Annotated in this window: 24 protein-coding genes and 1 riboswitch; of the genes, 17 read left to right on the top strand and 7 right to left on the bottom strand. The window is 33.2% G+C overall.

Annotated features, from left to right (window positions below; genetic code table 11):
- Window positions 1–93: 93 nt before the first annotated feature.
- From hutU to ACXQH5_RS07455, 7 genes are all read left to right on the top strand, one after another.
- Window positions 94–1,755, top strand: coding sequence for a urocanate hydratase (hutU, locus tag ACXQH5_RS07485; RefSeq protein WP_001226828.1), 1,662 nt, complete (start codon window positions 94–96; stop codon window positions 1,753–1,755).
- A complete protein-coding gene (hutI, locus tag ACXQH5_RS07480; protein ID WP_000998762.1) occupies window positions 1,755–2,993 on the top strand; it encodes an imidazolonepropionase in 1,239 nt (412 codons plus the stop codon). Before hutU ends, hutI begins: the two co-directional genes overlap by 1 nt.
- 278 nt (window positions 2,994–3,271) lie before the next feature.
- Window positions 3,272–4,393: a M20 peptidase aminoacylase family protein gene (locus ACXQH5_RS07475; protein WP_057504566.1), complete on the top strand. Its 1,122-nt coding sequence runs from the start codon at window positions 3,272–3,274 to the stop codon at window positions 4,391–4,393.
- Between the two features lie 110 nt (window positions 4,394–4,503).
- Window positions 4,504–5,385, top strand: a complete 882-nt coding sequence (locus ACXQH5_RS07470) for an SDR family oxidoreductase (RefSeq protein ID WP_000730035.1) — start codon at window positions 4,504–4,506, stop codon at window positions 5,383–5,385.
- A gap of 486 nt (window positions 5,386–5,871) precedes the next feature.
- Window positions 5,872–6,441, top strand: coding sequence for a hypothetical protein (locus ACXQH5_RS07465; protein WP_001185206.1), 570 nt, complete (start codon window positions 5,872–5,874; stop codon window positions 6,439–6,441).
- Window positions 6,442–6,493: 52 nt separating this feature from the next.
- A riboswitch (SAM riboswitch) is annotated at window positions 6,494–6,589 on the top strand.
- A 76-nt stretch (window positions 6,590–6,665) separates the two neighbouring features.
- Entirely contained in the window at window positions 6,666–7,979 is a 1,314-nt protein-coding gene (locus ACXQH5_RS07460; protein WP_458067057.1) for a Na+/H+ antiporter NhaC family protein, read from the top strand.
- Window positions 7,980–8,145: 166 nt separating this feature from the next.
- Window positions 8,146–8,652, top strand: coding sequence for an SRPBCC family protein (locus ACXQH5_RS07455; RefSeq protein ID WP_001051556.1), 507 nt, complete (start codon window positions 8,146–8,148; stop codon window positions 8,650–8,652).
- Window positions 8,653–8,709: 57 nt separating this feature from the next.
- Here ACXQH5_RS07455 and ACXQH5_RS07450 read toward each other — a convergent pair whose 3' ends face one another.
- Window positions 8,710–9,474 carry a MurR/RpiR family transcriptional regulator gene (locus ACXQH5_RS07450; protein WP_000477990.1) on the bottom strand — a complete coding sequence of 255 codons (765 nt, stop codon included), beginning with the start codon at window positions 9,472–9,474 and terminating at the stop codon, window positions 8,710–8,712.
- Window positions 9,475–9,803: 329 nt separating this feature from the next.
- Between ACXQH5_RS07450 and ACXQH5_RS07445 the strand changes: the two genes are divergently transcribed.
- Window positions 9,804–11,408 (top strand): alpha-glucoside-specific PTS transporter subunit IIBC, encoded by a 1,605-nt coding sequence (locus tag ACXQH5_RS07445; protein ID WP_000991506.1) that lies wholly within the window; start codon window positions 9,804–9,806, stop codon window positions 11,406–11,408.
- Between the two features lie 65 nt (window positions 11,409–11,473).
- Here the strand turns inward: ACXQH5_RS07445 and ACXQH5_RS07440 are convergent, their stop codons facing one another.
- Window positions 11,474–12,004: a hypothetical protein gene (locus ACXQH5_RS07440; RefSeq protein ID WP_000904065.1), complete on the bottom strand. Its 531-nt coding sequence runs from the start codon at window positions 12,002–12,004 to the stop codon at window positions 11,474–11,476.
- A gap of 267 nt (window positions 12,005–12,271) precedes the next feature.
- On the opposite strand from ACXQH5_RS07440, the gene ACXQH5_RS07435 reads away from it, so the two are divergent.
- From ACXQH5_RS07435 to ACXQH5_RS07425, 3 genes are all read left to right on the top strand, one after another.
- A complete protein-coding gene (locus ACXQH5_RS07435; RefSeq protein WP_000486823.1) occupies window positions 12,272–13,189 on the top strand; it encodes a bile acid:sodium symporter family protein in 918 nt (305 codons plus the stop codon).
- 74 nt (window positions 13,190–13,263) lie between these two features.
- A complete protein-coding gene (locus ACXQH5_RS07430; RefSeq protein ID WP_000285450.1) occupies window positions 13,264–13,899 on the top strand; it encodes an HAD family hydrolase in 636 nt (211 codons plus the stop codon).
- A 10-nt stretch (window positions 13,900–13,909) separates the two neighbouring features.
- Complete coding sequence (locus ACXQH5_RS07425) at window positions 13,910–14,101, top strand: hypothetical protein (protein ID WP_000971980.1); 192 nt, start codon at window positions 13,910–13,912, stop codon at window positions 14,099–14,101.
- Window positions 14,102–14,196: 95 nt separating this feature from the next.
- Here ACXQH5_RS07425 and ACXQH5_RS07420 read toward each other — a convergent pair whose 3' ends face one another.
- Together ACXQH5_RS07420 and ACXQH5_RS07415 are read right to left on the bottom strand one after the other, a co-directional pair.
- Complete coding sequence (locus tag ACXQH5_RS07420; RefSeq protein ID WP_000205307.1) at window positions 14,197–14,382, bottom strand: hypothetical protein; 186 nt, start codon at window positions 14,380–14,382, stop codon at window positions 14,197–14,199.
- Entirely contained in the window at window positions 14,379–14,735 is a 357-nt protein-coding gene (locus ACXQH5_RS07415; protein WP_000917675.1) for a hypothetical protein, read from the bottom strand. Before ACXQH5_RS07415 ends, ACXQH5_RS07420 begins: the two co-directional genes overlap by 4 nt.
- 279 nt (window positions 14,736–15,014) lie before the next feature.
- Between ACXQH5_RS07415 and ACXQH5_RS07410 the strand changes: the two genes are divergently transcribed.
- Window positions 15,015–16,394: an amino acid permease gene (locus tag ACXQH5_RS07410; RefSeq protein WP_000429671.1), complete on the top strand. Its 1,380-nt coding sequence runs from the start codon at window positions 15,015–15,017 to the stop codon at window positions 16,392–16,394.
- Between the two features lie 387 nt (window positions 16,395–16,781).
- On the opposite strand, the gene rpiRc is transcribed toward ACXQH5_RS07410, so the two are convergent.
- Both rpiRc and ACXQH5_RS07400 read right to left on the bottom strand, forming a co-directional pair.
- Window positions 16,782–17,654 (bottom strand): pentose phosphate pathway transcriptional regulator RpiRC, encoded by an 873-nt coding sequence (gene rpiRc / locus ACXQH5_RS07405; RefSeq protein WP_000073195.1) that lies wholly within the window; start codon window positions 17,652–17,654, stop codon window positions 16,782–16,784.
- A gap of 444 nt (window positions 17,655–18,098) precedes the next feature.
- Window positions 18,099–18,428, bottom strand: a complete 330-nt coding sequence (locus ACXQH5_RS07400; protein WP_000606727.1) for a hypothetical protein — start codon at window positions 18,426–18,428, stop codon at window positions 18,099–18,101.
- Window positions 18,429–18,476: 48 nt separating this feature from the next.
- Here ACXQH5_RS07400 and sdpB point away from each other — a divergent pair, with 48 nt between their 5' ends.
- The gene (gene sdpB / locus ACXQH5_RS07395) at window positions 18,477–19,214 is read left to right on the top strand and encodes a CPBP family intramembrane glutamic endopeptidase SdpB (protein ID WP_000426704.1); all 738 of its coding nucleotides are present in this window, start codon (window positions 18,477–18,479) and stop codon (window positions 19,212–19,214) included.
- 24 nt (window positions 19,215–19,238) lie between these two features.
- On the opposite strand, the gene ACXQH5_RS07390 is transcribed toward sdpB, so the two are convergent.
- A complete protein-coding gene (locus ACXQH5_RS07390; RefSeq protein ID WP_001030120.1) occupies window positions 19,239–19,931 on the bottom strand; it encodes a helix-turn-helix transcriptional regulator in 693 nt (230 codons plus the stop codon).
- Between the two features lie 384 nt (window positions 19,932–20,315).
- Here ACXQH5_RS07390 and ACXQH5_RS07385 point away from each other — a divergent pair, with 384 nt between their 5' ends.
- The 4 genes from ACXQH5_RS07385 to ACXQH5_RS07370 all read left to right on the top strand — a co-directional run bounded on the left by ACXQH5_RS07385 (window position 20,316) and on the right by ACXQH5_RS07370 (window position 26,222).
- Window positions 20,316–21,113: an inositol monophosphatase family protein gene (locus ACXQH5_RS07385; protein WP_000130455.1), complete on the top strand. Its 798-nt coding sequence runs from the start codon at window positions 20,316–20,318 to the stop codon at window positions 21,111–21,113.
- A 132-nt stretch (window positions 21,114–21,245) separates the two neighbouring features.
- Complete coding sequence (locus tag ACXQH5_RS07380) at window positions 21,246–22,193, top strand: LCP family glycopolymer transferase (protein WP_000831051.1); 948 nt, start codon at window positions 21,246–21,248, stop codon at window positions 22,191–22,193.
- A gap of 601 nt (window positions 22,194–22,794) precedes the next feature.
- Window positions 22,795–25,749: a formate dehydrogenase subunit alpha gene (gene fdhF / locus ACXQH5_RS07375; RefSeq protein WP_001155258.1), complete on the top strand. Its 2,955-nt coding sequence runs from the start codon at window positions 22,795–22,797 to the stop codon at window positions 25,747–25,749.
- Complete coding sequence (locus ACXQH5_RS07370; RefSeq protein ID WP_000840815.1) at window positions 25,749–26,222, top strand: helical membrane plugin domain-containing protein; 474 nt, start codon at window positions 25,749–25,751, stop codon at window positions 26,220–26,222. Before fdhF ends, ACXQH5_RS07370 begins: the two co-directional genes overlap by 1 nt.
- Window positions 26,223–26,280 lie beyond the last annotated feature (58 nt).

The following is a 26,280-nucleotide window of genomic DNA, read 5'->3' as shown; positions in this document are numbered from 1 at the left end:
TATTTTAACATACTATAATGAATATTGAAGATAATAATGTAAGCGTTTTAAATTTAGTGGAATTAACTTCTAAAAAGAACAGGAGCGAATTTTATGAGAAAAATTCAAGCAAAAAAAGGTTTGAGTATTGAGTGTAAAGGTTGGGAACAAGAAGCAGTACTTAGAATGTTATACAACAATTTAGACCCAGAAGTTGCTGAAAGACCAGAAGATTTAGTTGTTTATGGTGGTATTGGAAAAGCAGCTCGTAATTGGGAAGCTTTTGAAGCAATAGAGAAAACGTTACGAGAATTAGAATCAGATGAGACAATGTTAGTACAATCAGGAAAGCCAGTTGCTGTATTTAAAACACATGAAGAAGCGCCACGTGTATTAATTTCAAATTCAGTATTAGTGCCTGAATGGGCAAACTGGGATCATTTTAATGAATTAGATAAAAAAGGTTTAATCATGTATGGACAGATGACAGCCGGTAGTTGGATATATATTGGTTCTCAAGGTATTGTGCAAGGTACTTATGAGACATTTGCCGAGCTAGGTAATCAACACTTTAATGGAGATTTAGCAGGCACTGTTACACTGACAGCAGGTTTAGGTGGTATGGGTGGTGCGCAACCGTTAGCAATTACTATGAATCATGGGGTAGCAATTTGCGTGGATGTTGATGAAACACGTGTTGATAAGCGAATTGATACGAAATACTGTGATGTTAAAACAGCTGATTTAGATGAAGCATTAAAATTAGCAGAAGAGGCGAAAAAACGTGGAGAAGGATTATCAATCGGGTTAGTTGGAAATGCTGTAGACATCCATCAAGCGATTCTAGAAAAAGGATTTAAAATTGACATTATTACTGACCAAACAAGTGCACATGATCCGCTAAATGGATATGTGCCACAAGGATACTCTGTAGAAGAAGCGAAAGTATTGCGTGAAAAAGATCCGAAAAAATATGTTGAACTGTCACAAGCTTCAATGGCAAAGCATGTTGAATTAATGCTTGAATTCCAAAAACGTGGCGCTGTAGCATTTGATTATGGTAACAATATTCGTCAAGTAGCCTTCAATAACGGAGTGAAAAATGCTTTTGACTTCCCAGGTTTTGTACCAGCTTACATTAGACCATTATTCTGTGAAGGTAAAGGGCCATTCCGCTTTGCTGCGTTGAGTGGTGATCCAAAAGATATCGAGCGTGCGGATGAAGAAATGCGCAAACTTTTCCCAGAAAATGAAAAGTTATTAAGATGGCTTGATTTAGCTGAAGAAAAAATTTCATATCAAGGACTACCATCACGTATTGCTTGGTTAGGCTATGGAGAAAGAGCGAAAATGGGCTTAGCTTTAAATCGTCTTGTACGTGACGGTGAAATTTCAGCACCAATTGTTATTGGACGAGACCATTTAGATGCTGGTTCAGTTGCTAGTCCTAACCGTGAAACAGAAAGTATGAAAGATGGTAGTGACGCGGTTGGTGATTGGGCTGTACTGAATGCACTAATTAACACAGCTGCAGGTGGTTCATGGATTTCATTCCATCACGGTGGCGGTGTTGGCATGGGATATTCACTTCATGCGGGTATGGTTGTTGTAGCAGATGGATCAGAGCGTGCTGAAAGAAGATTGGAACGCGTATTGACTACTGATCCAGGCATGGGTGTTGCCCGACATGTTGATGCTGGCTATGACATCGCTATTCAAACAGCTAAAGAAAAAGGTATTCATATTCCAATGATTGATAAAGCAGGTGATAAGTAATGAATGATTTAATAATTAATCATATAGCAGAATTAATTTTACCGAGGTCAACAGATAAACCTTTGAAGGGTAAGGAATTAGATGAATTAAATGTTGTGAAAAATGGTACAGTTGTCATTAAAGATGGCAAAATTGTATATGCTGGACAACATACAGATGACTACGATGCGACTGAGACGATTGATGCTAGTGGAAAAGTAGTTTCTCCGGCATTAGTAGATGCTCATACCCATTTAACATTTGGTGGATCTCGAGAACATGAGATGTCATTAAAACGTCAAGGTAAGTCTTACCTTGAAATATTAGAAATGGGTGGTGGCATATTATCTACCGTTAATGCTACTAGAGAAACATCCGAAGATGACTTGTTTAAAAAAGCAGAGCATGATTTGCTTACTATGATTAAACACGGCGTGCTTGCAGTTGAAAGTAAGAGTGGTTATGGATTAGATAGAGAAAATGAACTGAAGCAATTGAAAGTGTCTAATCGTTTAGCTGAGAAATATGATTTAGACATGAAACATACTTTCCTAGGGCCTCATGCTGTACCTAAAGAGGCAAGTTCAAATGAGGCATTTTTAGAAGAAATGATTGCGTTACTTCCGGAAGTAAAACAATATGCAGATTTTGCGGATATTTTCTGTGAAACAGGTGTATTTACAATAGAACAATCGCAACATTATATGCAAAAAGCCAAAGAAGCAAATTTTAAAGTGAAAATACATGCGGATGAAATTGATCCGTTAGGCGGACTGGAATTAGCAATTGATGAACAAGCAATATCAGCAGACCACTTAGTAGCTTCTAGTGATAAAGGAAAAGAAAAGTTGCGAAATAGTGATACTGTAGCTGTCCTCTTACCTGCAACGACGTTCTATTTAGGTAAAGAAGATTATGCAGATGCAAGAGGCATGCTAGACAATAACGGTGCGATTGCATTAGCAACTGATTATAACCCTGGTAGTAGTGTCACAAACAACTTACAACTTGTTATGGCGATTGCAGCCTTGAAATTAAAGCTATCACCTAATGAAGTTTGGAATGCTGTTACGGTCAATGCTGCTAAAGCAATAGACATTAACGCGGGTACAATTAACACAGGTGATAAGGCTAATTTAGTAATTTGGGATGCACCAAATCATGAATATATTCCATACCATTTTGGTATCAATCACGCAGAAAAAGTTATTAAAGACGGTAAGGTCATCGTAGATAACACATTATCTTTTAAAGCATAAAATAATTAGAAAGCTCTAAGCATTGGTTTACACTAATGTTTAGAGCTTTTTGTGGTTTGTAAAAACAAGTTAATTCGAGAACACGTTTTTTATATAGATTCTTAATTATAAAAGTTAGAATAGTTTGACAATAGTGTTACGATATTATTAAACAATTGTCTATCATTAGCGAAAGTAATTAACAAGAGTACATTGTTGTGAAATCATTGTTTAATAGTCAAAGACGATCATCGTAGGGTAGACAACATATCATTGACTTAAAGAAGGGGGAATGACCGATGGGATTAAAAGATCAAGCTGTTGCCTGGAGAAGGTATTTTCATCAATTTCCAGAACTATCCGATAAAGAATTTAAGACTACACAAAAAATTAAAGATATTTTAACAGAATATCATATTAGAATATTAGACTTACCACTTGCGACTGGGCTTGTTGCTGAAGTGGGACAAGGACCGAGTTGTATAGCTGTTCGGGCTGACATTGATGCTTTACCGATTCAAGAGCTTGTTGAACAGGATTTTAAATCTGAAAATGAAGGTGTTATGCATGCGTGTGGTCATGATATTCACATGGCTAGTATTTTGGCTACAGCTGTAAAGTTAAAAGAAATTGAGGGCACTCTTACTGGGCGTGTTAAATTCATTTTTCAACCAGCAGAAGAACTAGGACATGGCGCTTTTAAAATTATTGAAACACATGCATTAAAAGATGTACAAGCAGTATTGGGTTTTCATAATGACCCATCGCGTCCGGTAGGTACATTTGCAATCAAAATAGGGGCAATTACATCAGCAGTAGATCGTTTTGAGTTTCATATTAAAGGCGTGGGTGGTCATGCTGCAAAGCCAGAACAATGCAACGATCCAGTTATTGTGTTGGCGCAATTGATTAATAGTATTCAATCCATAGTTAGTAGAAATCTATCTGCATTTGATGAAGCGGTAGTAACAATTGGGCAAATATCATGTGGTAATACTTGGAATGTCATTGCTGATCATGCGTATGTACAAGGCACAGTGCGGAGTTTTGACCCTGTGGTGCGAAAGCTTATAGAAAGACGATTACAAGATGTTGCGGACGGGTTAGCTCAAGCATATAATATGAAAATTAATTTAAATTATACACATTTACCTGGCGCTGTGATGAATGATGAGGTATTGACGCATAAAGCAATAGCAGTAGCCCAACATGTTGGATATAAGGTGGAAATGATGGAAAAGCCGCTTACGATTGGAGAAGATTTTTCAGGTTATAGTCAACATTTTCCTAGTGTATTTGCGTTAATTGGTTCTCATAGTGAATATGATTTACATCATCCTCAATATAAACCAGATGAAAGGATTCTGGAAAAAGTACCTGAGTATTTTGTTGAATTTGTAAAGAGACTATTGCATGAGTAATTCGAGCTTGTTTTTATAAAGAAGAAAGTAATTTTTAGTGTAATCATGATTAAGTTCCTAGGAAGATTGGGTAAATAATAACCATTAAGCGAATAAGGAGATGTTAAAAAATGGCAGCTCAAGATCCTAGAACAAAATTTAAAACAACGGATTATGAAAAACAAGAACAAGAGGTACCGGGTTTACAATCTGAAATGACGCCAGCACCTGATTGTGGCGAAGCGTCTTACCAAGGTCATCAACGCTTACAAGGCTATAAAATGTTAGTTACAGGTGGTGACTCAGCAATAGGGCGTGCAGCAGCGATTGCGTATGCTAAAGAAGGTGCAGATGTAGCGATTAACTATCTTCCGAGTGAAGAACAAGATGCACAAGAAGTACGCCAAGTGATTGAAGAAAGTGGTCAAAAGGCAGTGTTAATTCCTGGTGATATAAGAGATGAGCAGTTCAACTATGACCTTGTTGAACAAGCATATCAACAATTAGGTGGCTTAGATAATGTTACTTTAGTTGCTGGACATCAACAGTATCATGATGATATTCATGGATTTACAACTGAGGCATTTACAGAAACATTTGAAACGAATGTCTATCCGCTATTTTGGACAGTTCAAAAAGCTTTGGAATATTTAAAACCGGGTGCGTCAATTACGACGACATCATCTGTACAAGGTTATAATCCTAGTCCTATTCTTCATGATTATGCCGCTTCAAAAGCAGCAATTATTTCATTAACTAAAAGTTTTTCAGAAGAATTAGGACCAAAAGGAATTAGAGTGAACTGTGTAGCGCCTGGTCCATTCTGGTCACCATTACAAATTTCTGGTGGACAACCTCAAAGTAAAATCCCAACATTTGGTCAAAAAACACCTTTAGGTCGTGCAGGTCAACCTGTTGAGTTATGTGGAACTTATGTGCTATTAGCGTCAGAAGAATCAAGTTATACAACTGGACAAGTGTTCGGTGTTAGCGGTGGAGTGCAAATAGATTAGGTTTGTATGAAGCTTTTAATTGAACAACATAATATTAATTTAGCCACTTCAATCAAGTAAATTAAAATGAATTAGTGAAGTGTATTTTAAATAGTCGGTAAAGGTGTGTATCTTTATCGGCTTATTTTAATACTTTGTCATAAGGAGCGTTTGCTCAGGGTGTGGATTATAAGTTTTAAGCAGAATAAACTTTCTTAATGAAGATGTCAGGACAACAACGAAAAAGTTAAAAACTGTTGCGGGATTGGGTTTAGGGACGGTTAGTGGAAGAAAGTTAAATTCATTAACAAGTGAAATGCCTAAGGTTAGATATTAGACGTCAGAATGGACAAAGAATAATAGGATATGTTTTCAATTATATAGCGAAGTATTTATATGTTAAGATGATGTAAATTACATAGAAATGCTGCCCGTAGAAGTACTGATCATAGAAATGCTGATAAACGTAAATTTGCAAACTCGATATTAAACAAAGGGGTTGTTATTATGGCATTAATAGTATCTAGAGCTATCTTAATTTTGATTTTAGCATTAGCTTTTGGAATAGTGACTGTTTTTCCTGAACAAAAGTTGCCATTATATATATTATTCACACTGTTTGTAGTGGTTGCGATTGTTTCGAATGTATGGCTTACACATCAAAACGTTAAAAAGAATATCATTAAGTTTAACAAATACGTCGCATACTTTTTAGCCTTTGTCTCAGGGTTACTTTACATTGGATTTGTAATTTATACATTAACTATAGGGACCTATGATGTTTTACCAATTATTATATTTGCAATAAGTATCGTATTGGTTCAAATATTAGAAAATATACTGGGAATCAGTATAAGAAATACGCGTCCATCAAACAAACAGCTAAAAGTTATTTCTGAACAAAGCGCACAGCAATTTAAAGTCATATCATTAATATTAGTAAGTGTGTCTATCGTGTTCATTTTTATTGCATTAATGCTTAAATGGTGGCTTTTACTTGTTATTAGCATTATTGTTTTGATTATTATTACAGTAGCAATGATTGTTTATGAAAAATATTATACGACTCCTGATTAATTTATGATTGACGTACTAAGGATTATCTTGTAACGTAAACGTAAATAAGCATCACTTATCTAGAGAGGTGGAGGGACTGGCCCTATGAAGCCTCGGCAACATCTCGAATGTGCCAATTCCAGTAACCGTAATGGTTTGAAGATAAGCAGGTAAAGCACATGGAAACCTCTTTCTTCATCGTTTGTGAGAAAGAGGTATTTTTAATTGGAAAGCAGGTAAAAAGGATGGAAGTACATAAAAAGAGCAATGCTTGGGCATTATTCCCCTTGTTATTATTTGTGGCGTTGTTTTTAGGCGTAGGTATTATCACAGGTGATTTTACTTCAATGCCATTAAATGTTGCAATTATGATAACGGTAATTGTGGCGTTATTAATGAATCGAAAAGAATCATTTGCTAAAAAAGTTGAGGTCTTCACGAAAGGTGCAGGCCATTCAAACATTATTTTAATGATGTTGATTTTTATTTTAGCAGGTGCATTTTCAAATACAGCTGAAAAAATGGGTGGCGTAAAGTCGACAGTTAATTTAGGCATATCATTAATCCCTGAAAATTTAATTATTGTAGGATTGTTTGTGATCTGTATGTTTGTTTCTATATCTATGGGAACGTCAGTAGGGACTGTTGCTGCAATAGCACCTGTTGGTTACGGATTTGCACAAGCGACAGATGTACCAACTGCACTAGCAATGGCTACAGTTGTTGGAGGTGCAATGTTCGGCGATAATCTATCAATGATTTCAGATACAACAATTGCTGCGGTTAGAACACAACATACGAAAATGAAAGATAAATTCAGAGTAAACTTTAAAATTGTATTGCCAGGTGCTATTTTAACGATTATTATTCTGTATTTCTTAACGAATGGCATTTCTTTAAATCATGCTAAAAACTATGATTATAATCTAATTAAAGTTGTACCGTATATATTAGTATTAGTATTGGCATTATTAGGTGTAAATGTCATTATCGTATTGATTGGCGGAACATTATTAGCCGGAATCATTGGTCTCATAGATGGTTCATTCGGTTGGATGGGGCTACTAGATGCAGTGTCCAAAGGTATTATAAGCATGGAAGATATTGCTATGATTGCGTTGCTAATTGGTGGTTTAGTCGGTATTATTCAACACAATGGTGGTATTGAATGGTTGTTGCAATTTGTTCGCTCTAAAGTGAAATCAAAGCGTGGCGCAGAATTAGGAATTGCGAGTTTGGTAAGTGTCGCAGATATTGCCACGGCAAACAACACCATCTCTATTATTATGTCAGGTCCTTTAGCTAAAAATATTGCAGATGAATATGATGTAGATTCAAGGAAATCAGCAAGTATTCTTGATATATTTGGAGGCTGCTTCCAAGGTTTATTACCATATAGCCCGCAAGTCATTTCAGCGGCTGGTGTAGCTGGTATTTCACCGTTAATGTTATTCCCATACAGCATTTATCCTATATTATTAGGTGTATGCGGACTTATTGCGATTTTATTTAATTTTCCAAAGCTAAAAAAGAACACTAGTCAAGAAATGAAACATTAATGCTTAACAATATATCGATGTAGCCAAGTAAGGTGGCTTGTTATATTAACAGATCATGTTGTACTCACCGTATAACGCTAATCTTTTAAAAATGATGATCATCTATGTTTGGAACTGAGCAAAAATACGTTAAAATAAAAGTAAGAGCGAAAGTGGGTGGACAACAGTGGCAAAATTTAATGTAGAGAATGAACATGTCGAAGTTGAAATTGAAAAGCTTTATAAATTTTCTCCAGAGTTAGTATACGAAGCTTGGACAAAGAAAGATTTGTTGAAACAATGGTTTATGACATCAGCCAGAACGAATAAAGAGATTGAAGCGGATGTTAAAGAAGGCGGTAAATATCGTATTGTAGATCAACAACGTAATGGCAAAGTAAATGTGATTGAAGGTATTTATGAATCTTTAGTTATGGATGAATACGTTAAGATGACTATCGGTATGCCTGGACTAAGTGAAACACAAGATGTCATTGAGGTAGAATTTTTTGAACGTGAAACAGGTGGCACCCAAATGCTATTTTATTATCGTTCATTAGTTGAAAAAGAAAGACGATTTACTAATTTAGAATACAAGCAAAAGAAAAAAGAATATCATGATGCCATGGTGCATGGTTTCGAATTGATGTTTGATAAGATGTACCACGTTATCGAAACATCAACACAACAATAAAATGATAAAAGGAAGTTATGATAGGCTCAAGGCCATTAAATCATAACTTCCTTTTTTCTAATTTGAAATATCATTATGTAGTAAATACTCATTATATTTTCTTACAAGTGTTTCAAAGAATATATGATAACTGATGAAGCTAGAATAGTCTGTACCATTAGTTAAGTAGAATGTGTTACTGGATACATAGACGTTGTAATTTGCTTTTTGAGCAAGGGTATTATCTTTCATTGTAGTAACAGAAATAAAGTATTTTTGTCTAAGTTGAAGCAAGTTTGTTACTTCTAATAATTCATGTGTTTCACCTGATAATGAAATAATAAAGAATAAATCATTAGGTTCACTCTTGTTCAAAATCATTTTAAGTTCATGTTCATCATGAAGTACAATGACATGATTATGTAACGTTAACAATATACGCTGTGCCTCTGAAGCAACGTTTAACTGTGCACGCCCTGTACCATACAAATATATTGTTGAAGCTGTATGCATTTTTTCAGTAAGAAGCTGGTAATCAACGCGTTCTAAATAACTGAATGTACTATCGATTTCTTGTTTGAAACTATCGATAGAGTTAGATGGTAATTGGTGTGTCTTATTACTTTCAAATTTAAGGTACGATTTAAAATCACTATAACCGTCAAAACCTAATTTGCGTGTAAATCTGTGAATGGTTGCATTCGAGGCATGTGTGAATTGCGCTAAATCTTGTATTTTCATATTTTTACATTCATCTATATGTGTATTGATAAAGTGAGCGATATGTAAATCATTGTCATTAAGTTTATCAAAGTTTCGATTAATGTGTTCATCTAAAAACATATTCAACCTCCTTAAAAATAAATGTGTGATAGATCGTTATTACATTAAAACCTTGTATGTCATTATATATATTTGTGTATTGATATAGGTTTGATTATGCGTTTAAAACGAATGTATTACCAATTCAACGATGTCATACATAGGGTCGTGAAAAAATTTTCACTATATGAAAAGATAATCTGATTATACAAAATACTTTCAAAATACGTCAATGTCGTTGTAGGTGTGTAAGCGTTTACTATATATTATATTTAAATAGTAAGACATCTATTTATAAATGAATCTAATTAGATGTATTGTTAGGAAAGATGATATGGAGGGAATAGAAGATGAATGCGATAAAGCGTTTCGGTAGTGCAATGATTGTACCAGTATTAATGTTCGCTTTCTTTGGGATAGTGCTTGGCTTTGCGACATTATTTAAAAATCCTACAATCATGGGGAGTTTAGCAGATCAACATACGTTTTGGTTTAAATTTTGGTCAGTGATAGAATCTGGTGGCTGGGTTATTTTTACGCATATGGAAGTTGTATTTGTTGTAGGTTTACCACTTTCTTTAGCTAAAAAAGCACCAGGTCATGCAGCACTTGCAGCATTGATGGGTTACTTAATGTTTAATACATTTATAAATGCCATTTTAACGCAATGGCCACATACGTTTGGCGCTAATTTAGAAAAAGGCGTTGAAAATGTACCTGGTTTAAAATCAATTGCAGGTATTGCCACATTGGATACGAATATTCTAGGTGGTATTATTATTTCAGCTATTATTACTTGGATTCACAACAGATACTATAGTAAACGATTACCAGAAATGGTTGGTGTATTCCAAGGTTTAACATTTGTGGTTACAATCTCATTTTTTGTGATGTTACCATTAGCAGCAATTACTTGTGTTATTTGGCCAACTGTTCAGCACGGTATTGGCTCAATGCAACACTTTATCATTGCTTCAGGCTATATCGGTGTATGGTTGTATCACTTCTTAGAACGTGTATTAATACCGACAGGATTACATCACTTTATTTATGCACCAATTGAAGTTGGACCAGTAGTAGTCAATCACGGCTTGAAAGCTGAATGGTTACAACATTTAAATGAGTTTGCTAAGAGTACTAAGCCATTAAAAGAGCAATTCCCTTATGGCTTTATGTTACAAGGAAATGGGAAAGTATTTGGATGTTTAGGTATTGCCTTAGCAATGTATGCTACGACACCTAAAGAAAATCGTAAAAAAGTAGCAGCATTACTTATTCCTGCAACATTAACAGCAGTCGTTGTAGGTATTACTGAGCCATTAGAATTTACATTCTTATTCATCGCGCCATACTTATTTGTATTACATGCAGTTTTAGCAGCATCAATGGATACTTTAATGTACGCATTTGGTGTTGTAGGAAATATGGGTGGTGGTTTGTTAGACTTTATTTCAACAAACTGGTTACCACTTGGGAAAGAACATTGGGGCACTTATGTGGCACAAGTTGTTATAGGCTTAATATTTGTAGCGATTTACTTCTTCTTATTCAGATTTTTAATTTTGAAATTTGATATTCCATTACCTGGACGTAAGAAAACAGAAGAAGAGGTTAAGTTATTCTCTAAACAAGACTATAAAAATAAAAAAGGTGATAGCGTAGATTCTAAACGTGCTTCAACTGGTAATGAATACGAAGACAAAGCTGCGTATTACCTAGACGGTTTAGGCGGCAAAGAAAATATCAAAGATGTTACTAACTGTACAACAAGATTACGCTTAACTGTTTATGATGAAAGTAAAGTTGCGGATACGGAATATTTCACGCATCAACAAATGGCACACGGATTAGTAAAGAGTGGTAAGAGTATCCAAGTTGTAGTAGGTATGACAGTACCACAAGTTCGTGAAGCATTTGAACAAATGGTTGAGGATCAATCGTCCGAAGATAAATAATACAAAAAAAGACACATCACTATACGCAATCATTGTAAATGATCATCGTATAGATGTGTCTTTTATTATGATATACGAGCTTTGCTCATAGATGACGATCTATAATTGGCAGATAGAATGTCTATATTTCTAGTTGCAATCGTATGTAACAATTTAGCGAATATTTCTGGCGTACATATAATATGCGCATGAGACTTATTCAACGTATAAGTGATATCAGTGTGATTTTGGAACATATTCATAATATCGATGACTTTGTCTTTAATGAAAGCATCTTGCAAGCCATCAATATTGATATCGAAACGCTTTGCAGATTGATATAAATTATCAGAATCAAGTAATTCATTTATTTTCTTTGGTGAAAGTACTTGGAAAATACTATACTGATGAAAACTTAAAAATGAAATGAAGTATGGAAGTTGTTGCTTTGGTAAGCTAATTTCTAATACATACTGATTAAACTGTTTGTTTATTGAGAATTGCAACGCATCACAAAATTGTACACTTTTGCATAACTTACTTAATTTTTTTCTAGTAGTACGGTCATTTAAACCGGCGATGTTGATGATGTATGTTTCGAATTTATCAATTAACATGTGAGGACCTCCCGAGGAATACATGGCATTAAATACACGTTTAATATTTATAAAGGTGACTTAATTTTGTTCAAGTTGATTTTACCACGCTTTTTTTCTTTATTCACTAAGACTTTTGAATGAAGTTTAAAATAATTGTTTATCAGTGATAAAATATTTGCAATAAGAAGAGAATGGCTGAATAATCTTAATTTTCAGAAAAGTAATTGTAACCTTACTGGTCTTATGGTAATATTTTTCAATATTATCGACGAGGATGTGTTAACAATGTTTCAAAAATTGAGTAAATTTGCCACGAAGAGTTTTTTGGTATGGATGTTAGTAGCAGCTGTTATTGGATTTATTTTCCCACAACATGTTGCAACATTAGGTAAGTGGGTACCTTATTTACTTGGTATTGTTATGTTAGGTATGGGATTAACAATTACACCTAATGATTTCAAAATGGTCTTTAAAGCACCTAGAGCAGTAATTATTGGTGTCTGTCTACAATTCAGTATTATGCCCACATTAGCATTTATAATTGCAAAGTCTTTTCATTTACCACCTGATATTGCTGTTGGCGTAATATTAGTTGGATGTTGTCCGGGTGGGACATCAAGTAATGTAATGAGTTATTTAGCCAAAGCTAACGTAGCACTTTCTGTTTCTATTACGACGGTCTCTACGTTGCTAGCGCCATTCGTTACACCTGCGTTAATATATCTATTTGCAAATGAATGGTTGGAAGTATCTTTCTTGAGTATGTTGTGGTCAGTTGTTCAAGTTGTATTATTTCCAATTGCTTTAGGTATTGTTTTGCAAATTATTAATCGTAAAATTGCTGAAAAAGCTTCTACAGCTTTGCCGATTATATCAGTTGTTGCTATTTCATTAATTTTAGCAATAGTTGTAGGTGGCAGTAAGCACCAAATCTTAACTACAGGATTATTAATATTTTTAGTAGTTATTTTACATAACGTATTAGGGTATACGATTGGATATTGGTTAGCTCGTCTTTTAAAATTAGATCGACAAGATCAAAAAGCAGTCAGTATTGAAGTTGGAATGCAGAGCTCTGGTTTAGCTGTGTCATTAGCAGCATTGCATTTTAATCCAATTGCAGCAGTACCAGGCGCAGTGTTTAGTTTCATTCATAATATAACAGGGCCTATTTTAGCAAAGTATTGGTCAAAAAAGTTATAATTGCACTAATAGAATGAAGTGGTCATCGGACTGTGTTAAGCTTTGATAAAGAGAAAAAATAGAGGAGTAAATATATGTATAGAGCAGTTATATTTGATTTCGATGGAACAATAATAGATACGGAACAACATTTATTTAATGTTATTAATAAACATTTAGAGATGCATAATGCCGATCCTATAAGCATTGATTTTTATCGTTCTTCTATTGGAGGAGCAGCTACAGATTTGCATGACCATTTAATTAAAGCGATTGGTTCGGAAAATAAAGATAAACTTTATGAAGAACATCATCTTACTAGTACAACATTACCGATGATTGATACGATTAAATCATTGATGGCATTTTTAAAGCAACGTCACATTCCTATGGCGATTGCCACAAGTAGTGTGAAAGCGGAAATAATGCCTACCTTTAAAGCATTAGGTCTAGACGATTATATAGAGGTAGTTGTTGGTAGAGAAGATGTTGAACAAGTTAAACCTGACCCTGAATTATATTTATCTGCAGTACAACAATTAAATTATATGCCGACACAATGTTTGGCTATTGAAGATTCTGTAAATGGTGCTACAGCCGCGATTGCAGCTGGATTAGATGTTATTGTTAATACGAATAAAATGACAAGCGCACAGGACTTTTCTAATGTAGATTATGTAGCAAAAGATATTGATTACGATCAAATTGTAGCGCGTTTCTTTACGAAATAGGAGGCGTATCATGATGGGTTACATTATATTGTTTTTTCTAGCTGGTCCAGTAATTTTAGGCGTTGGAAATTTGGTGATTGGTCCTATATTTAACAAACAGACACCATTTCGCGTGCAAGTAAGATCTTTTGTTGTTGGTTCAATGATTTACTTAATACTCGCAACAATTGGCTATTTTTTACTATTACAAGGTAAACTTTAACGAGAAAACCACCTTACCTCATTAAATGGACGACCATATGTATGTGAAATGGTAGAACGTTCATGTTTATGTATGAGATAGGGTGGTTTAAATAGTTACATATATTTTAATAATAACGTCACGATGATAAGTACAATTAAGATAATATCTATGCCTACCATAATTGTAGCTCTTGTTGCATTACTTCCTTGTTCTTTTGCTGATTTCATAGCACGGTAGTTTGGCACAAAGCTAATAATTAGTAAGATTAATACAATTACACCAATTAATGCTGTTGTCATGATGAACGACCTCCTTTATTTTTTTCAATCAATTCCCAAATAAACGTAGCAATCACACCGATGATTAACCCAGTGATGACACCGATTTGTACCGTTAAAAATATGGCGCCGAAAATGATACCAATAATTAATGCAATCGGTAAAGTCGTACCGAGTTTAATCTTGCGCTCTGGAGAATTAATAATAGTAAATACTGTAAGACAAATGAGTATGAAAGCAAGTGTTGCAATAATAGTTCTTCCAACTAAATATAGGATGTCAGGTTTTTCCATACCGATATAATTTATGATGAAAAATGCTACAGCAAAGATTACCGATATTTTTGTAGCACGTGGCAGTATTTGTTTTAACATTGATATACTCCTTTTTAATATTATTAAAATTATATCATAATTACTTGTAATAGCTGAAGTTGTATGTGACTCAATGTTTCGCGGACGACTTTTTTAATTTTTTAGAAAAATCACAAAATAATTGTTTGCAAAGTTGCAAAAGCCTGCTATAGTAGTTCTGTAAACGATTGCATGGTATGCAAATATTAATGTACCAAAATCGATAATTTATAGTATAATTACGGCAATAAGTTTTTTTATGGATTTATTTAGTATCAATCAGAGATGGGGTAAGAAGTTATGGAGAACAATGAACTACAAAGGGGATTGAGTGCCCGTCAAATTCAAATGATTGCACTTGGTGGTACGATTGGCGTGGGGCTTTTCATGGGTGCGACAAGTACAATTAAATGGACGGGCCCATCAGTTATCCTTGCATATTTAATTGCGGGTATCTTTTTATTTTTAATCATGAGAGCAATGGGGGAAATGATTTATTTAAACCCTACAACAGGATCATTTGCAACATTTGCAAGTGATTATATACATCCTGCAGCAGGTTATATGACAGCATGGAGTAATATATTCCAATGGATTGTTGTTGGTATGAGTGAGGTCATAGCAGTAGGAGAATATATGAAGTTTTGGTTCCCGGAATTGCCAACTTGGATTCCTGGTATTATTGCTATTTTATTATTAATGGCAGCGAATTTATTCTCGGTAAAAGCGTTTGGAGAATTTGAATTTTGGTTTGCTTTAATTAAAGTTGTAACAATTATTTTAATGATTATTGCTGGTTTTGGTCTTATTTTCTTTGGTTTTGGAAATGGTGGCCATGCGGTAGGTATTTCTAATCTATGGACAAATGGCGGATTTATGCCAAATGGTATTGTTGGTTTCTTCTTTGCATTATCAATTGTAATTGGTTCATACCAAGGTGTGGAACTGATAGGTATTACTGCAGGTGAAACTAAAGATCCTCAGAAAAATATCGTTAAAGCAGTGAATGGTGTTATCTGGAGAATTTTAATTTTCTATTTAGGTGCTATTTTTGTTATTGTTTCAGTGTATCCTTGGAATCAATTAGGAGACATTGGAAGTCCGTTTGTTGCAACATTTGCTAAAATCGGTATTACATTTGCAGCTGGATTAATTAACTTTGTTGTATTAACTGCAGCAATGTCAGGATGTAACTCAGGTATTTTCAGTGCGAGTCGTATGATTTATACACTTGCTCATAAAGGTGAAATGCCGAAAATATTTACTAAAACCATGAGAAATGGTGTGCCATTGTACACTGTTGTTGCAGTATCTCTTGGTATTTTAATTGGTGCTTTATTAAATGTAATTTTACCTTTATATATCGATGGAGCGAAGAGTATTTTCGTATACGTTTATAGTGCGTCTATTTTACCAGGTATGATTCCTTGGTTTATGATTTTATTCAGTCACTTACGTTTTAGAAAATTACACCCTGAAGAAGTGGAAGGTCACCCATTCAAAATGCCTGGTGGCGCAGTAACTAACTATTTAACAATCTTATTCTTAATATTAGTATTGGTTGGTATGGTATTTAATGTTGAAACTAGAATATCAGTGCTTATTGGTGTCATCTTCTTAACGATTGTAACGATTTATTACTTTATTAGATATAATAAAAATAATGTAAAAGCAAAATAGTATGATTATAATGTGCGCTTATTTTATGACAAACTTGGCCCTAGCTTATTAAAGTTAAATAGCCAAAGAAATGTTATGAGTAGGCGCATTTTTTATAAATATAGCTTAAATCGAAGTTGTAGTAAGAATTTACCTTTAAAAGGGTATACTATCGATAGTTTTTACTGTGGGCTTTAAAATAAAAAATAGCATTATAAAAATAACAAACGCAATTGATATATGGAATGAATCCGTTAATCAACTGCGTTTGTTTTTAATATAAGAAATAGAATGGCCTTATCAAATCATTGGTCATATGCGTATGTTATACAAGATAAAAGACATGTAAGCTTTGAAAATGATGCATAAATTATTATATGACATGATTAAAAAATTTATATAAGACTGTTAATGTTTAAAGTTAATATTTGATAAATGTTTACGATAGTTATCTAAAGCCATTTTAGATTGTGTTATGAAATCTAATGATGCGTGATAATTTAATGCAACATAACGATAATATAAAATATCAATAGTGAACATTTGAGCAAATAATGAAGTTGTTGCTCCCATATGCATCTCATTTTCATCAGTTTTCCCATAAGTTAAAACAATATTTGATGCCTGTGCTACGGGATTATCCCTTGTACTAGTAATTGTAATTATAGGTATATGGTAGTCATCAATAACTTTAACCATTGATTGCATTTCACTTTGCGTACCATTGTTAGTAATAAGAATAACACTGTCGTTCGAATTGTGAGTTGCTAATAATGTTGCAAAAATATGTGTTTCTTGAACAAGTTGAATATTAAGACCTATTCTTGATAACTTTTGGTATAAGTCGGTAGCAACTACAAAAGATGCGCCAAAACCATATATAAAAATCGTCTCAGAACGTTTTAAACAATGACATATTTGATCAATAGTTTTATCATTTAATTCGTTATTAGCATGATTAAGTGCGCGTGTAGTACGTGTATGGAGTTTAGTTCTTAAAGATTCTGTGCTTTCGTTATTCATTAATTCAACATTGTAAATTGATGATGCTTTAGGAACATATTTAGATATATTTATTTTCAAGTCGTGAAAACCGCCATCAGTAATTTTTTTGCTGAATCGAATGACTGATGATGTACTAATATCTAATAAGCTTGCTAAGTCTTGAGACCTCATTTTAATCACCTTTTGAGGTGAATTCAGAATAAATTTAGCTATCTTTTTTTCATTTTTAGTCATATATGGATATTGACTATCTATTTCTGTTAGTACGTTTGACATATTAATCACTCCACTTTAACGCAATATATTTTATTAGCGTTGGCTATTGTTGTTTAACGCGATGGTATTTACAACTTGTAACGTAAGAGAATGAAAAATAAGCTGAATATGTTGTTTGTTTAATGATATTGAATTATAAAACTGTAAATTTTTTTAAGATGTATAGATAAAAAATAGCATACTCCCATGTGCAAATAATATATCAATATATTGATATATTACCGTAAGTCATACTGTATATTCCCAATTTATACATTATGTACTCATCTATTTAAATCTTAGTAAATGTAGTTATATAAGACTAAATCTACCATCTTAATCATTATGATTATAACTCGATTAATGCATCTTTACAATTTGAAGAAACTTTTTAATTGTATAATTTATGTAATAAAGTGAATTTTAATAAATAACTTGTTTAAATGACATTTTATGAAAAATAGGTTAATGGGCAAATTTAATTGTAAATAATGCGTTAGATAGTTCTGTATGATAAAAATTAAGATATTGAATTTTGTTACCATAGTCGACTTGTCGGAGGGGACGTTTATTAAGTAGTGTTATAATTTCATAATAGGAAACTTGATTTTCGTTTATTATATATGATGTTTCAAAGCCTTTGAACTTATTCAATTCATTAGTAACTATTTGGTTAAATTTATAAATATGCGTTTGAATGTTCCAATCTGTCATTAAAGTATTATATTTAATCGTATCAATGATTTGAATCAAATTAGTAATTTGTTGTCTCATATACTTAGTTTCGTTTATCATGTAGAAGTACCTCCAAAAATCAATTATTAAACAGGAAAGGATATAACAGTGGAAAATGAAAAAAAGAAATACACGTTTAAAGATATAGCATGGAGAGATTTGCTTATAATTCCAATTATAGGTGTATTAATATTTGCACTAAACATTGCAGCTTACATAGGACCAATTTTGTTTGGTTATTATGAAATCGATAGTAATCTGATATTTGTAGCGACTATCACACAAGCTTTAGCATATACGATTGGGATTGGCGCATTTTATTTATTTCATTTAAAAGTGATGCCATCAAGGCTTCGAGCTGGTTTTGCGTATATCAAAAAATATTGGCTTAGATTGTCAATAACGTATATTATTGCTCTCATCTTAATTTATACATATGAATATATGACACAGTTTCTACCTAAACATTTGCAATATAGTGAAACAGCCAATGAACTTGGGCTAAATAAAATGTTTGAAGTGCCTGCATTATTACCTGTAGCATTCTTATTAATTGTGATTGTAGGTCCAATAGTTGAAGAAATCGTATTTAGACATATTTTAATTGGAGAATTAGGTAAGAAGTTTAATTTTATAGCTATGAGTATTGTTTCGGTGTTCTTATTTGCATTTATTCATGTGACTGATGCAAAGTCACCGTTTGAGTTTGGTCCATATCTCATACTATCCATCATATTGGTTTTCACTTATTTAAAATCTGGAAGAAACCTAGGTTCAACAATTGCATTACATATAGCAAATAATTTTGTTTCTTTCGTTATATCAGTAATAAGTATTTATGCATAGATAAAACCCCGTCGACTCCATAGTTTAGGAATCGATGGGGTTTAAAAATTGATGATAGTTATCAATGGATATGTCTCTGGTTTGAATCGTCTTACCGAATGAATACGAAATATCTATAATATTTTCAATTTCGAGTTCGGTAGTTTTGTCTTGAGCAATGTCATAAATGACTGCATGCCAATGTCCATGTTTACACAAAAGGCCAATAAATATAACATTTTCGGCTTTAATATTATCATCAACCCTATGATCTACTAACATCACATTTCGTTCTGTACAATAGATTAAAATGTCGGAAAACAACATTGGGAGTGTTATATGTTGTGTGTCATCAAATTTAATATAAAAGTCCATGCGCTTAAGCAATTTTCTTAAGCGTGTTTGTGGAAGACTTAAACATTGTTTTATAATTGCGTTGATTTCGCTTTTATATGGTAATGTCGAGTACGACTGACTTTCATTAAGCACTAAAAATAAGGCCGATAATTGTGTTTCAGATAAGTTTAATGCAATTTTAGATTGTGCTTGTTGTATTTGGTAACCACCATTTTTCCCATAATGCGCATAAATTTTAACACCTTGATTTTCTAAATCATCAATATCTCTTAAAATTGTGCGTTTGGATACGTTGCAATATTTAGCTAATTCTAAAGCGGTCATTTTTTTATTTTGTTGAATTGCAGTAATTATTAAATTTTGCCTTTCAGCTTTATTCATGACAGCCACCTCCTAAAAGATGATATATTACACAAAGTATAACATAAGAGTGACAATGAGGACATTTTCAATATCTTTTTAAAAAAATCGGAAAAATTTTGTGGAAAACGCTTACATTTTAAAAAAGATTGTGCTATGATATTACTTGTAACAGGGGGAGCGATTAAACAAAGGGGTAGAGCTATATAACAGATAGCTTTTAATCGTTCAAGTTACATCACAACATCTTCAATATTTATTACTTACTTTCCTTTCTATTTGTCGGCTAGCACGTGACTAGCCGATTTTTTTATGCATAAAATGAAGAAGTCTTCAGTTGTATTGTTGATTCTTTTAATATAGGGTAATAATAAAATGATAATGATATGAGAAGTGGTGGACGAAATGACAGATAAAACATTACAACAAATAGATAAGTTAATATGTTCGTGGTTGAAACAAATAGACAATGTTATTCCACAATTAATTATGGAGATGACTACAGAAACGAAGCGTCATCGATTTGATTTAGTTACAAATGTAGATAAACAGATTCAACAACAATTTCAACAATTTTTAGCAACACATTTTCCGGAACACCAACTATTAGCGGAAGAAAAAAGTAATGAAATGATTACGAATGAAATTAATCATTTATGGATTATGGATCCCATTGATGGAACTGCCAATTTAGTAAAACAGCAAGAAGATTATTGTATTATATTGGCGTATTTTTATGAAGGTAAACCAATGTTATCGTACGTATATGATTATCCGCATAAAAAGCTTTATAAAGCAATACGAGGAGAAGGTGCTTTTTGTAATGGAATTAAGATGGAAGAACCACCATCGTTAAAATTGGAAGACGCTATTATATCGTTTAATGCACAAGTAATGAATCTGGATACGGTGCAAGAGTTATTTGACGCCTCATTTAGTTATCGTTTAGTTGGTGCTTGCGGATTAGATTCTATGCGAGTGGCAAAAGGTCAGTTTGGGGCACATATTAATACAAATCCTAAACCTTGGGACATTGCTGCACAGTTTTTATTTGCAGAACTATTGAATCTAAAAATGACGACTTTAGATGGTAAGGCAATTGATCATTTAAAGGGTGCACCTTTTATTATAAGTAATAAAGCATGTCATGAAACGGTACTTAAAATTTTAAATGCAAATGGTGGTTATCAAAAATACAGATAGATATTCTCTAGTGATAAAAAATGATAAAAAATAGTTATACGTCTACAGAAGTATAGTAAAAAAATTATTTTACTATATAATAAATAGAGAAAACAGACAAAGTATGTAAGGAATAGTAAAGGAGTGGTGGGATTGAAACGTTCGTCTAAAAGTAAAATGAGCCTACCGAAAAAAATATTTTTATGGGTATTCGGTATTTTAGTAATCTTAGCATTTGTAGCTGTTGTGTATGTAGCTGCTAAAATTTTTATTACTGGTAATAAGATACACAATCCGTTAGATCGCAATCATTCAGAATTAAGAGATAAAAAAGTGAGTTTAAACGATGGTGATCCATTCACAATCGCTTTGTTTGGTGTCGATTCAGATGCTGATCGTAAGAAAAAGGGTGGCGGAGAGCGTAGTGATAGTATTATGATTTTATCTATCAACCCTAAAACGAAGAAAACTGAAATAGTAAGTATACCGCGTGATACAAGAGCGGAAATTGTTGGCCGTGGTACTACTGAAAAAATTGCACATGCCTATGCATATGGTGGACCAAATATGGCTGTTAAATCACTTGAAAAATTAATGAATGTGCCAATTGATCATTATGCGACAATTGATATGGATGGTTTGCATAATATGATAGATAGCATCGGCGGTGTTGATGTAGTAAGTAATGATACATTCACTGTTGATGGTGTTCGTTTTACAAAAGGACAGCAAACACATGTAAATGGTGATCAAGCATTGAAGTTTATTAGAAGTCGTAAAGAAGAAGGTGCTGGTGGTGACTTTGGTCGACAACAACGTCAGCAAATTGTACTTGAAGCGATGGCTAATAAGATTGTAAGCCCATCATCGATTACACATTTTAATAGTCTAATGAATGAAATTCAAAATAATGTTAAAACAGATTTAACATTAGGTGATTTGAATACGATTAGAAGCAATTATAAAGATGCTAATGACACGATTAATAAACATCAATTGAGTGGTCAAGGTGGCATTCAAAGTGACGGATTGTACTACTTCATTCCTAGTGAACAGTCAAAAGCTGAAAGTACTAAGTTATTAAAAGATAATCTAGAGTAGTAAAATAAGGGAAAATAAGTTATCAAAATTGTACACAAATTAATTAGATAGAATGAGCTGTAAAAAGAATAACGAATAGAATTAATAGCCCCTAAATAGAAGGTGATAACACTTTGTATTTATGGGCTATTTTATTTAATGCCTGATTTGATTTTTATAAATTAATCCATTACAAATTTAATTTAAAGATAAATCTTACCTTCTAAATGACAGTAGATATTTATCAAACTTGGGTTATTAATTTTCAGAAAAAGGGTATTTATAAATGGTATAGCGATTTTTAGGTGAGGTGATTATTAAGTATTGTCATTAATAAGGTTGTGAAAGATATGGCAAAAAGCGTGAAACAGATAATTGGAAAACTAATAATGATAATTATTTTCAATTAAACAAAAAGATGATTTAATTTCGCGCAAAATATTTCAAATAAAAATGATTGCAAAAATAAAAAATACAAAAATACGCTTAACATTATACACTTAAAGTAATACAATTATATTGATTCTATCTGAAAGATGTGTGGGGCATCTTTATTTTAGGTGGAAATTAGGCAATTTATTAAAAGTCATTTACGGAAAAATATATAGATGGGGTGAATAGTATGCAAGAACATTTGGTGGTCACGCTTGATGGTAAAGATTATCTTGTAGAACCAGGTACAAATTTACTTGAATTCATTAAATCGCAAGATACTTTTGTGCCTTCAATTTGTTATAACGAATCAATGGGACCGATACAAACGTGTGATACATGTACTGTTGAGATTGATGGTAAAATTGAACGTTCATGTAGTACGGTGATTGATCGTCCAATGACAGTAAATACAGTGAATAATGACGTGAAAGATGCTCAAAAAGAAGCGCTTGATCGAATTTTAGAAAAGCATATGCTGTATTGTACAGTATGTGATTATAATAATGGTGATTGTGAAATTCATAATACGATGGATGCATGGGGACTTCAGCATCAAACGTATGAATATAAAGAGAAGCCATACGAAAAAGATTACGGCCCATTTTATCGTTATGATCCAAATCAATGTATCTTATGTGGACGTTGTGTAGAAGCATGTCAAGATATTGAAGTAAATGAAACAATTAGAATTGATTGGGATCGTGAGCATCCACGTGTCATTTGGGATAATGATGTACCGATTAATGAATCGTCATGTGTATCTTGTGGTCAATGCGCAACTGTATGCCCGTGTAATGCGATGATGGAAGTTAACATGGAAGGTAATGCGGGTTATATGACTGATACGGAACCTGGTTCATTAGCGGCAATGATTGATTTAACTAAAAAAGCAGAACCTGGTTATGGTCCACTATTTGCAATCTCAGATTCAGAAGCAGAAATGCGTAAAGAGCGTATTAAGAAAACTAAAACAGTATGTACATATTGTGGTGTGGGCTGTTCATTTGAAGTTTGGACTAAAGATAGAGAAATTTTAAAAGTACAACCATCACATGATTCTCCAGCAAATAAAATTGCAACTTGTGTTAAAGGTAAATTTTCATGGGCACATATTAATTCAGATCAACGCTTAACGAAACCATTAGTAAGGAAAAATGGTGAGTTCCATGAAGTAGAATGGGATGAAGCTTTAAATGTCATTGCAGATAATTTTACATCTATTAAAGAAAAGTATGGCCCAGATGCACTATCATTCATTTCTTCTTCTAAAGCGACAAATGAAGAATCGTATTTAATGCAAAAATTAGCAAGACAAGTTATTGGCACTAATAACGTTGATAACTGTTCAAGATATTGCCAAGCGCCTGCAACAAAAGGCTTATTTAGAACGGTTGGACACGGCGGTGACTCAGGTAGTATTGAAGATTTAGAAAAAGCAGCAATGTCTGTATTGATTGGTACGAATACAGCCGAAGCGCATCCGGTTATTGCATCACGCATGAAGCGTGCTCAAAAATTATTTGGTCAAAAAATACATGTGTTTGATATTAGAAAACATGAAATGGCTGAACGCGCAGATCGTTTTTATCAACCGAAACCAGGTACAGATTTGGCTTGGTTAAGCGCAGTGACGAAATATATCATTGATCATGACTTACACGATAAAGCCTTTATCGAAGAGTGGGTTGAAGATTTTGATGAATATTACAAGTCATTAGAAATATTTACAATGGCATTCGCTGAAGAGGCTACTGGTATTCCAGAAGCAGAGTTGATTAAGTTCGCTGAAGAATGTGCCAAAGCTGAGTCCGTTGTCATTTGTTGGGCAATGGGTATCACACAACAAGACATTGGAAGTGATTCAAGTACAGCAATTTCAAACTTATTATTAGTTACTGGAAATTATCGTCGACCTGGTACAGGTGCGTATCCATTACGTGGACATAATAATGTTCAAGGTTGTAGTGATATGGGTAGTATGCCTGATAAAATTACTGGCTATCAAAGTATTGAAGCGGACGATATTCGCGCTAAATTCGAAAAAGAATATGGCGTTAAATTGAATCCTAAAGTTGGTAAAGATAATCATGAAATGGTTGAAGGTGTCCATGATGGGGAAATTCATTCATTATATCTATATGGAGAAGATACTGGTATTGTTGATTCAAATATTAATTTTGTACAAGCTGCTTTTGAAAAATTAGATTTCATGGTAGTCCAAGATGAATTTTTAACATTTACAGCTACATTTGCAGATGTTGTCTTACCAGCAAGTCCTTCATTAGAAAAAGATGGTACTTTTACGAATACTGAGCGACGTATTCAACGTTTATACCAAGCATTGAAACCATTAGGTGATTCTAAACCTGACTGGAAAATATTCCAAGCAATTGCTAATAAATTAGGTTTCGATTGGAATTACAAACATCCAAGCGAAATTATGGATGAAATTGCTAGACTAACACCATTATATGCTGGCGTAAGCTACGAACGTTTAGAAGGATTTAATAGTTTACAATGGCCTGTGCATCCAGATGGTACAGATGAACCAATACTTTATTTAGAAGGATTTAATTTCGATAATGGTAAAGCAAAATTATTCCCATTATCATTTGATAATTACTTTAAGCAAGATGAAGTTTATGATATTCATGTAAACAATGGTCGATTGTTAGAGCACTTCCATGAAGGTAATATGACTTATCAAACACCAATGATTAAATACAAAGTGCCACGTGCATTTGTTGAAATTTCTCCAGAACTTGCTGAAGATAGAGGCATTCATGAAGGTGCAGAAGTTAAGTTGATATCTGAAACAGGAGAAGCGGTATTACAAGTTCACGTGACAGATCGTGTTAAAGGTAAAGAAATCTATATTCCATTAAATAATGATGCGATGGAAAATGGAGATCTAGGCGCAATTAACTTATTAACTAATAGTGATGTTGATCAATACACGGATACACCATCTTATAAACGTACAAGCTGTCGTTTGGAGGTAATTACGAAACGTGGTAAGTCACCGTTGAACCCTAATAATTTCCGTGTCAATAAAAAACGTCATCCGCAGTACAGTGTTCAAGTACAGAAAAAATGGGAACGTCCAGATTATGTTTTCCCGGGAAATCAGGTGGATAAATAATGGCTGAGAGAATATCTTCTAAAATTAGACGCTTAGAAAAATCAGAAGAACAAATTAAGTTAGAAAGTTTAAATGAAGTTACAGAGGCAATTGCTGCAAACAAAGATAGTATATTAAAAGCAATCAAACTTATTAAAGTGTTAGATGATGCTAAAATATTAGATGCTTTAAATGGCGCAGTTAGAGGACGTCAAGTGATTATTAATAAATTTGCTGTTGAGCTCAACAAAGATATCTATACTGGTTTGCTCACAAATATGGCTTCAATGGTATTTTTATTAGGTGAATTAAATGTATCAGATTTAAGTGACTTCCTAAATAAAGTTAATAAAGGATTACATGTTGCAAATCAAGCGAGTCCTAATGCGAAGACATCTGTAAGAAGTCTGTTAGGCGTTTTAAAAGATGACGACATGAACCGTAGTTTAACATATATGCTTAATATGCTAAAAGGTATGTCTCGAGAAGATTAATATGGGTCTATAATAAATCGGATTGATGCAAAAGTTTTTTACTTTTCATCTTTCCGAT

Source organism: Staphylococcus sp. SA22 (genome assembly GCF_054165785.1).
The sequence above is the reverse complement of the archived record's forward strand: the minus strand, read 5'-3'. Positions and strand labels throughout refer to the sequence as shown.